Annotated in this window: 6 protein-coding genes; 2 read left to right on the top strand and 4 right to left on the bottom strand. The window is 69.1% G+C overall.

What is annotated here, in order from left to right:
* Window positions 1–127: 127 nt before the first annotated feature.
* Entirely contained in the window at window positions 128–2,512 is a 2,385-nt protein-coding gene (locus H5T77_RS19190) for an ABC transporter permease (RefSeq protein WP_292651955.1), read from the bottom strand.
* The gene (locus H5T77_RS19185) at window positions 2,512–3,222 is read right to left on the bottom strand and encodes an ABC transporter ATP-binding protein (RefSeq protein ID WP_292651954.1); all 711 of its coding nucleotides are present in this window, start codon (window positions 3,220–3,222) and stop codon (window positions 2,512–2,514) included. Before H5T77_RS19185 ends, H5T77_RS19190 begins: the two co-directional genes overlap by 1 nt.
* 406 nt (window positions 3,223–3,628) lie before the next feature.
* Between H5T77_RS19185 and H5T77_RS19180 the strand changes: the two genes are divergently transcribed.
* Entirely contained in the window at window positions 3,629–4,336 is a 708-nt protein-coding gene (locus H5T77_RS19180) for a 13E12 repeat family protein (RefSeq protein ID WP_292651953.1), read from the top strand.
* 412 nt (window positions 4,337–4,748) lie between these two features.
* On the top strand, window positions 4,749–5,291 hold the full coding sequence (locus H5T77_RS19175; RefSeq protein WP_292651952.1) for a DUF4822 domain-containing protein: 543 nt from the start codon (window positions 4,749–4,751) through the stop codon (window positions 5,289–5,291).
* Between the two features lie 15 nt (window positions 5,292–5,306).
* Here H5T77_RS19175 and H5T77_RS19170 read toward each other — a convergent pair whose 3' ends face one another.
* Together H5T77_RS19170 and H5T77_RS19165 are read right to left on the bottom strand one after the other, a co-directional pair.
* The gene (locus tag H5T77_RS19170) at window positions 5,307–5,984 is read right to left on the bottom strand and encodes a response regulator (protein WP_292651951.1); all 678 of its coding nucleotides are present in this window, start codon (window positions 5,982–5,984) and stop codon (window positions 5,307–5,309) included.
* Complete coding sequence (locus H5T77_RS19165) at window positions 5,981–7,231, bottom strand: sensor histidine kinase (RefSeq protein ID WP_292651949.1); 1,251 nt, start codon at window positions 7,229–7,231, stop codon at window positions 5,981–5,983. The genes H5T77_RS19170 and H5T77_RS19165 overlap by 4 nt, the downstream gene beginning before the upstream one ends.
* Window positions 7,232–7,333 lie beyond the last annotated feature (102 nt).

Here is a 7,333-nt window from a genome sequence, read left to right as displayed (position 1 = left end):
CATGCCTCCGCCTAGCGGCTCCGGCGGCTCGACCGGCGCTCGACCGACGGGTGACCCCCGTCGGTCGAGCCGGACTCGTGAGGAACGAACGAGTCCGTGTCGAGACCAACACATTCCCTGACCGCGGTCAGTCCAGCGCGAGTCCCTCCGCCGGGCTGACCTTGGTGGCCCGCTTGGACGGCGCCACGCAGGAGATCAGGCCGGCCAGGCCCGCGGCCACGACCACACCGATCAGCTGCAGCACAGGCAGCTGGAAGGTGGCGTCGGGCATGATGTCGCCGACCAGGATCTCGCTGCCACCCCAGGCGAAGAAGACGCCCAGTGCGGTGCCGACGAGGGCGGCCACCGCCGATAGCAGCACCGCCTCGGCGGCCAGCGTCCGCCGCAGCTGACGCTTGGTCAGCCCCAGTGCCCGCAGCAGCGCGTGCTCACGGCCGCGCTCGAGGACCGAGAGCCCCAGCGTGTTGGCGATGCCGGCCAGCGCGATCAGCACCGAGATCGCCAGCAGCCCGATCACCGACCAGGTGAACACGTCCAGCTGGAGCTCGACCCAGGCCCGCTGGGCCTTGCCGTTGATCAGCTCGGCGTCCGGAGCGAGCGCTCCGAGCGATCCGGCCATGTCCTCGGGGTCTGCTCCGGCCTCCGCGCGGACCCAGACCGCATAGGTCTTCGGGGCGTCGGTCAGCTCCTCGAGCGTCGCGGCGGAGATCTGTGCGGCGCCGTCGATCTCGCGTACGTCCAGGGTCACCGTTGCCGAGCGGTCGCCGACGACCAGCGTCACCTTCTCGCCAGTGGCTTCGAAGGAGTTCTCGAGGAACGCGGAGGCGGCGAGCGGCGAGAGCACCATCGTGCCGGGCTTCACGCTGAGATCCCGGAGCGCGATGTCTCCCGCGGGAGGGGCGACGACCGGCACCGGAACGGGCTTGCCGTCGTCCTCCACCGAGGCCATCGTGCCCGGCACTGCCACCGCGTCGGCGACACCCGGAACCGACTTCGCGTCCTCGAGGACCGAAGCCTCCAGCGGCTTCGACTCCGCCTGCAGAGCGAGGTCGATCGGGTGCTGCGCGGCCATCTCGTCGACCGTGGCGGTGCGGATGGTGCTCATCCCGGTGAGCACCCCGGTGGTGAGAGTGACGCCGACGAGCAGCGACGCCGCGGTGGCCGCGGTGCGCTTCGGGTTGCGGCCGGCGTTGGCCGCGGCGAGCTTCGCCGGGGACCCGGCGATCGTCCCCAGGGCCGCCCCTGCCAGCCGCACCAGGCCGGGCACCAGCACGGGCCCGAGGATCATCACGCCGAGGAAGGTGACCGCGCAGCCGAACAGCACGATGACCATCCCGGCCTGCGGATCGCCCCAGCCGACGGCAACGAAGATCGTCGCCACCCCGGCGAGCACGACCAGCAGGCCGAACCCGATCCGGAACTTCCCGGCGCCGCGTACGTCGAAGCCGTCCTGCGGACGCAGTGCGGCCAGCGGGCTCAGCCGCATCAGCCTGCGGGTCGGCAGCCACGAGGCGACGAGGGTGGTGAGCACGCCGAGCACGAACGCGGCCGCGAGCCAAGGCCACTCGAAGGAGACCGCACCCAACGGTGCCGTCTCGGCGAACTGCCGCACCAGCGCGACGATCCCCCAGCCCAGGAGTGCGCCCACGGCCAGGCCCAGCAGCGAGGCGAGCAGCCCGAGGACGAGCGCCTCCCGGCGTACCGATCTCAGGACCTGCCGCTTCGTCGCACCCATCGCGCGCAGCAGCGCGAAGTCGCGCATCCGCTGGGCGAAGAGGATCGAGAACGTGTTGGTGATGACCAGCACGGAGACGAACAGCGCGATGAAGGCGAAGATCAAGACCATGTACGCGATGATGTTGACCTCTTTGTTGAGCTGGGTCTGCAGCTCGGTGAGGTAGTCGTCGGTGCTCAGCCAGCCGTCGGCCTTGTCGCCGGTGTCGGCGGTGAGGACGGCCTGGACGTACTGCTCCTCCCAGCTCTGTATCTCGGGCCAGGTCACGTAGATCGACGAGGACCACATCGACGGGGCGTCCACGAGACCGACGACGGTCGTGTCGACCGCCGTGTCTCCGCTGCCGACCTGGAGCCTGTCGCCGACGGCGACCTTGTTGGTCTTGGCGGCGTTGGCGTCGACGACGGACTCGCCGGCTCGGGTCGGGAACCGGCCTTCCTCGAGGTCCTGCCACTGCCACCGCTTCTCGGTGGAGACGGTGCCGACCATGATGTCCTGGCCGAACATCTTCGTCTCGGAGCGGACCGGCTGCATCGATAGGGCCATCGGCCAGCCGCCCTGCTCGACGTACTTCGCGGTGACCTCCCTCGTCGGCAGGTCGACCGCGCCGACCGCGTTCTGCAACGGCGCGTCGATGCCCGCGAACAGGCCCGCCTTCGTCGCTGAGGTGAGCGCGTTGGTGACCACGATCAGGGCGACCGCGGCGACGACCGCCACGACGGCCGCGGCGTATCGACGGGCGTAGGTTCGCAAGGACGCGAACAACACCGTCCGCATCAGCGCGTCACCCCTTCGATGCGCCCGTCCTTGACGGTCACGATCTCGTCGGCGTACGCAGCGGCGGAGGCCTCGTGGGTCACCATGACCACGGTCTGGCCGAGCTCGCGGACGCTGCGGCGGAGGTGGTCGAGGACCTCTGCCGAGGTCTCGGAGTCGAGGTTGCCGGTGGGCTCGTCGGCGAAGAGGATCGCGGGCTGGGTGACCAGCGCGCGGGCGATGGCCACGCGCTGCTGCTGGCCGCCGGAGAGCTCGGAGGGCTTGTGACCCAGGCGCTGGCCGATGCCGAGGGTGTCCGCGATCATCTGCGCCCGCGCGCGGGTCTCGTCGGTCACCCGCTTGCCGGCGAGCTCCAGCGGCAGCTGGATGTTCTGCCCGGCGGTGAGCATCGGCAACAGGTTGAACGCCTGGAAGACGAACCCGACGTTCTCGCGCCGGAAGATGGTCAGCTGGTCGTCATTGAAGCTCTCCAAAGGTTGCCCGGCAACCGAGATCTGGCCGCTGGTTGGACGGTCGAGCCCGGCCAGGCAGTGCATCAATGTGGACTTGCCCGAGCCGCTCGGACCCATGATCGCGGTGAACGCCCCGCGGCGGATCTCCAGGTCGACGCCCCGCAGCGCGTGCACCTCGGTGGCACCCTTGCCGTAGGTCTTCGTCAATCCCACCGCTCGGGCGGCTGCTGTTGTCGTGTGAACAGAGGTCTGTGTCATGCGACCGAGCCTCTCGTTCTACGGCGTCGGTCCACATCGGGCTGGGGGCTGATCCTGGTGTACGACCTGGGGTTGATCGGCAAGGGTCGGCTCAGGGTCATCCCTGGTTCTTGGTCTGCCGAGACCACCCTGCCCCCGCTGGTCGAGCCGCCGGAGCCGATGGGGCCTCCGCTGGTCGAGCCGCCGGAGCCGCTAGGCGGAGGCGTGTCGAGACCAACACAGTCGCTTCCGGTGGGTGAGCTTGTCGAGACGTCCCTGCCGGGAACGTCCCACCCGAAGGCCGGTCAGGGCCGCCGACCCTTCTTCGAGGGTGTTCTCGACATGCCCCGGAGTAAAGGACGGCCTTCGGCCGCCGGCTACGCCGGCCGCTACGCGGTCCTGGACACCGGACCATCTCGGGAAAAACATGGCTGGCTATCGGGGCGGCGGCCCGGGTGTGGCGCAGCGGATTCATGCTTCGGAGCTGGTCTCTGCCGGCCTCGCTGCCGGTGTCCTTTCCGAGGCGAAGGCCATCGTGATCACCAAAGCCCTGGACAAGATCGAGGCTGACCCGGTCGCCACCGGCGAGGACCTGGTCCTGGCTGAGAAGCTGCTGGTCGACTACGCCGACCTCGCCACGGCCAACGAACTACAGATCGCCGGCAAGCGGGCCCTGGCCAAGATCGACCCCGACCGGTTCGAAGAAGCCGAAGCCAAAGCCCTCCTCGCCGAAGAAGAACGAGCACAGCACAAGACCGCACTCCGCGTGTGGGACAACCACGACGGCACCATCGGGTTCGACGGTGTTCTCCCGACATCGATCGGGATGCGGTTCAAGAAGCACGTCGAGGCCTGGGCCCAACCGCGCAAGCAGCAACTGGTGGAGAAGGGTGCCCCGTTGCCGCCATGGGAACGGCTTATGGGTCAGGGCTTCGCCCGCCTGATCGAGACCATCGACCCCGCCACGCTGCCCCGCCACGGCGGGGACGCCACCGTGATCAACGTCGTCATCTCCCTCGAGGAACTCCGCAAAGAGCTCGGCACCGCCACCCTCGGCTACGACGAGACCAACGGCACCACGATCACCGCAGCCGAGGCCCGCCGGATGGCGTGCAACGCCACCATCATCCCCTAGGTCCTCGGCGGCGACAGCGAGGTCCTCGATATGGGCCGCGCGAGCAGGTTCTTCGTCCCCATCCAACGCAAAGCACTCCGCTTGCAGCAGAAGTGCTGCCAAGCCGAAGGCTGCGACATGCCACCCGAATGGTGCGACGCCCACCACCTAGATCCATGGGCAGCCAGCGGCAAGACTGACCTGAAAGACGGGGTCCTGCTGTGCCCCCACCATCACCGTCTGGCGCACAACCCTGCCTATATTCATGAGCGGCTACCCCACGGAACCGTCCGGTTCACCTGCCGCTCCTAAGCCGGCAGGATGCACCTTCTTACGCGCTCCGCAGGCAGAGTCGCGGCATCATCCGATCGGCTATCTGAACGTGGCCTGTTGCCAGATGTCTGGGTGCGCCCGGTCGAGTGATCGTAGAGGCATGAAGAATTCCACGTTCACAACCAGCCCCGTCCGCTTCATCGCGACCTCGGTGGCCGCCCTCGCTACCGCAGCTGTGCTCGCCGCGTGCGGCGGGACCGACGGTGCCTCGACCGGCTCCGCGCAGGCCGGCTCGGCCCAGCATGCCGAGTCGACTCAGGCGACCCCGTCCGACGTCCTCGCCTCGACTGCGTGGGAGACCACCGGCGCGGTGGACCAGGACGGGAAGGACGTACCCCTCACAGACGAGGATGTCTCGACCTTCGTCGGCTGGGCCTACTTCGACGCCGACGGCACCTTCTCGATGTACAACCTCGATGACACCCCGAAGATGCAGGGCGACTGGACCGTCACCGAGGATGGCAAGACCCGCCACATCGTCGCCAAGGACGATGCCGGTGAGGTGATGTTCGAGCGGGACTCCGACATCGTCACCCTGACCGAGGACGAGTTCACCTACCGCGTCTTCCCCGACGAGAACGACAAGTCCGTCTACCTCGACATCGTCCACACCCCCACCGACCACGCAGAGCCCACCGCCTGACCTGATCCCTTCGGATCAGCGGCCCACGAGACCGGTCTCATAGGCCAGCACCACCAGCTGGACGCGGTCACGGGATCCGGTCTTGGCCAGCAGGCGGCCGACGTGGGTCTTCACGGTGGCCTCGGCAACGACGAAGGTCTCGGCGATCTCGGTGTTGGAGAGGCCACGACCGACGAGGGTGAGCACCTCGCGCTCACGCTCGGTCAACGCTGCCAGACGCTGCTCGGCGGCGGCCGTCGTCGGGGTCAAGGGCGCGGCTGCGGCGAAGTGCTCCAGCAGGCGACGGGTGGTGCTGGGGGCTACGACCGAGTCGCCGGCGTGCACGGTGCGGACCGCGGTGAGCAGATCCTCCGGGCGGGCGTCCTTGAGCAGGAATGCGGCCGCACCTGCCCGGATCGCGGCGAAGGCGTACTCGTCGAGGTCGAAGGTGGTCAGGACGATCACCCGGGGTGCGTTGTCGCTGCCGGCGATGAGACCGGTGGCCTCGACGCCGTCCATGCGCGGCATGCGTACGTCCATCAGGACCACGTCGGCCTGCGTACGACCCAGCTCGGCGATCGCCTCCTGGCCGTCGCCTGCCTCGCCGACGACGGTCAGGTCGGGCTGGGAGTCGATGAGCATCCGGAACCCGGCACGGACGAGCTCTTGGTCGTCGACGAGCATCACTTTGATGGGTCCGGCAGGAGTCGTCATAGGGGCATCTTCGCGTACACGCGGAAACCGCCACCGGGGGCCGGGCCGGTCTCCAGCGTTCCGTGGTGGGCAGTGATGCGCTCGCCCATCCCGATCAAGCCCAGTCCGACGAGCCCGAGCCCGCCGGGGTCGCGGCTCTCGTCGGCGGCCGCGCCGCGGCCGTTGTCGGTGACCTCGATCTCCAGGCTGTCCGCTTCGGCCGTCACGGTGACGCTGGCCGCGGCGTCCGGACCGGCATGCTTGCGTACGTTGCTGAGCGCCTCCTGCACCACCCGGAAGGCGGTCAGGGCAACGCCCTCGGGCACGGCGAGGCCGGGCTCGGGAAGGGTTGCTGCCAGCTCCATCCCGCCGGCGCGGGTCTCCTCGACGAGCGTCGCGATGTCGCTCAGCCGGGGCTGCGGGCGGGTCAGCGTGTCTCCGTCGCGCAGCAGACCGAGCAGCTGCCGCATCTCCGCCAGCGCCTCGCGCGCCGTCTGCGCGACGGTCTCCAGCGCCTGGGGAGCCACGGCCGGATCCTGCTCGGCAGCGTAGCGAGCCCCGTCTGCCTGCACCACGATCACGCTCAGCCCGTGGGCCACCACGTCGTGCATCTCGCGCGCGATCCGCGCCCGCTCCTGGGTCGCCCCGAGCTCGGCACGCTGCTCGGCCTCGCGGCGCAGCTGCTCGTTGCGCTGGATCAGGGAGTCGACGTACGCCGCTCTGGTCCGCGCCAGCGCGCCCAGCGCCCAGGCCGCCACTGGGAAGGTGGCGAGCGAGAGGGTGACCGAGATGTAGGAGCTCGGGTCGATGCCGACCGGTTCGTCATGGACCTCGACGTTGGCGTGCGTGTCGACCGCGCTCAGCCAGTCGTAGGCACCGAGGAAGGACCCGAACAGACCGACCCCGAGCGCGGCCAGGCCCCAGCGCGGGCTGGCGTAGCGCGCGACCGAGTAGACCGCGATCGGGTAGGAGAGCTGCGAGACCAGCGGATAGTCGAGGAAGAGCACCTGCAGCCCGCAGGCACCGGCCACGACGGTGTAGACGATCAGCGGATGACGTCGGCGCCACAGCAGCGGGACGAGCTGCACCACCACCAGGCCCAGGTCGACGAAGTGGTTGGTGCTCGACACGTCCTGGGCCGCATTGCCGTCGACCAGGGCCTGGATGGCATAGAACGGGATGATCAGGAAAAGGGTGCCAGCGAGCAGGACGTCGAACCACCATCGCCCGCGCGGGCCGAGCCGCCAGGGCCGTACCAACTCCTCCACGCAGCCCACCGTAGAGGAGCCAAGGCGGCCTCGGCGTCAGCCTGGGGACGGATGTGCTCGTCAGCCCCCGGACGGACTAGAATCCAGAGGCTGGCGATGGAT

Origin of the sequence: Nocardioides sp., from assembly GCF_014360585.1 — a bacterium.
In the GTDB taxonomy this organism is placed as follows: domain Bacteria; phylum Actinomycetota; class Actinomycetes; order Propionibacteriales; family Nocardioidaceae; genus Nocardioides.
The sequence above is the reverse complement of the archived record's forward strand: the minus strand, read 5'-3'. Positions and strand labels throughout refer to the sequence as shown.

Excerpts from the sequence above, each read along its gene's own strand:
- H5T77_RS19190 (WP_292651955.1), bottom strand. The coding sequence starts at position 2,512 with ATGCGGACGGTGTTGTTCGCGTCCTTGCGAACCTACGCCCGTCGATAC.
- H5T77_RS19185 (WP_292651954.1), bottom strand. The coding sequence starts at position 3,222 with ATGACACAGACCTCTGTTCACACGACAACAGCAGCCGCCCGAGCGGTG.
- H5T77_RS19180 (WP_292651953.1), top strand. The coding sequence starts at position 3,629 with ATGGCTGGCTATCGGGGCGGCGGCCCGGGTGTGGCGCAGCGGATTCAT.
- H5T77_RS19175 (WP_292651952.1), top strand. The coding sequence starts at position 4,749 with ATGAAGAATTCCACGTTCACAACCAGCCCCGTCCGCTTCATCGCGACC.
- H5T77_RS19170 (WP_292651951.1), bottom strand. The coding sequence starts at position 5,984 with ATGACGACTCCTGCCGGACCCATCAAAGTGATGCTCGTCGACGACCAA.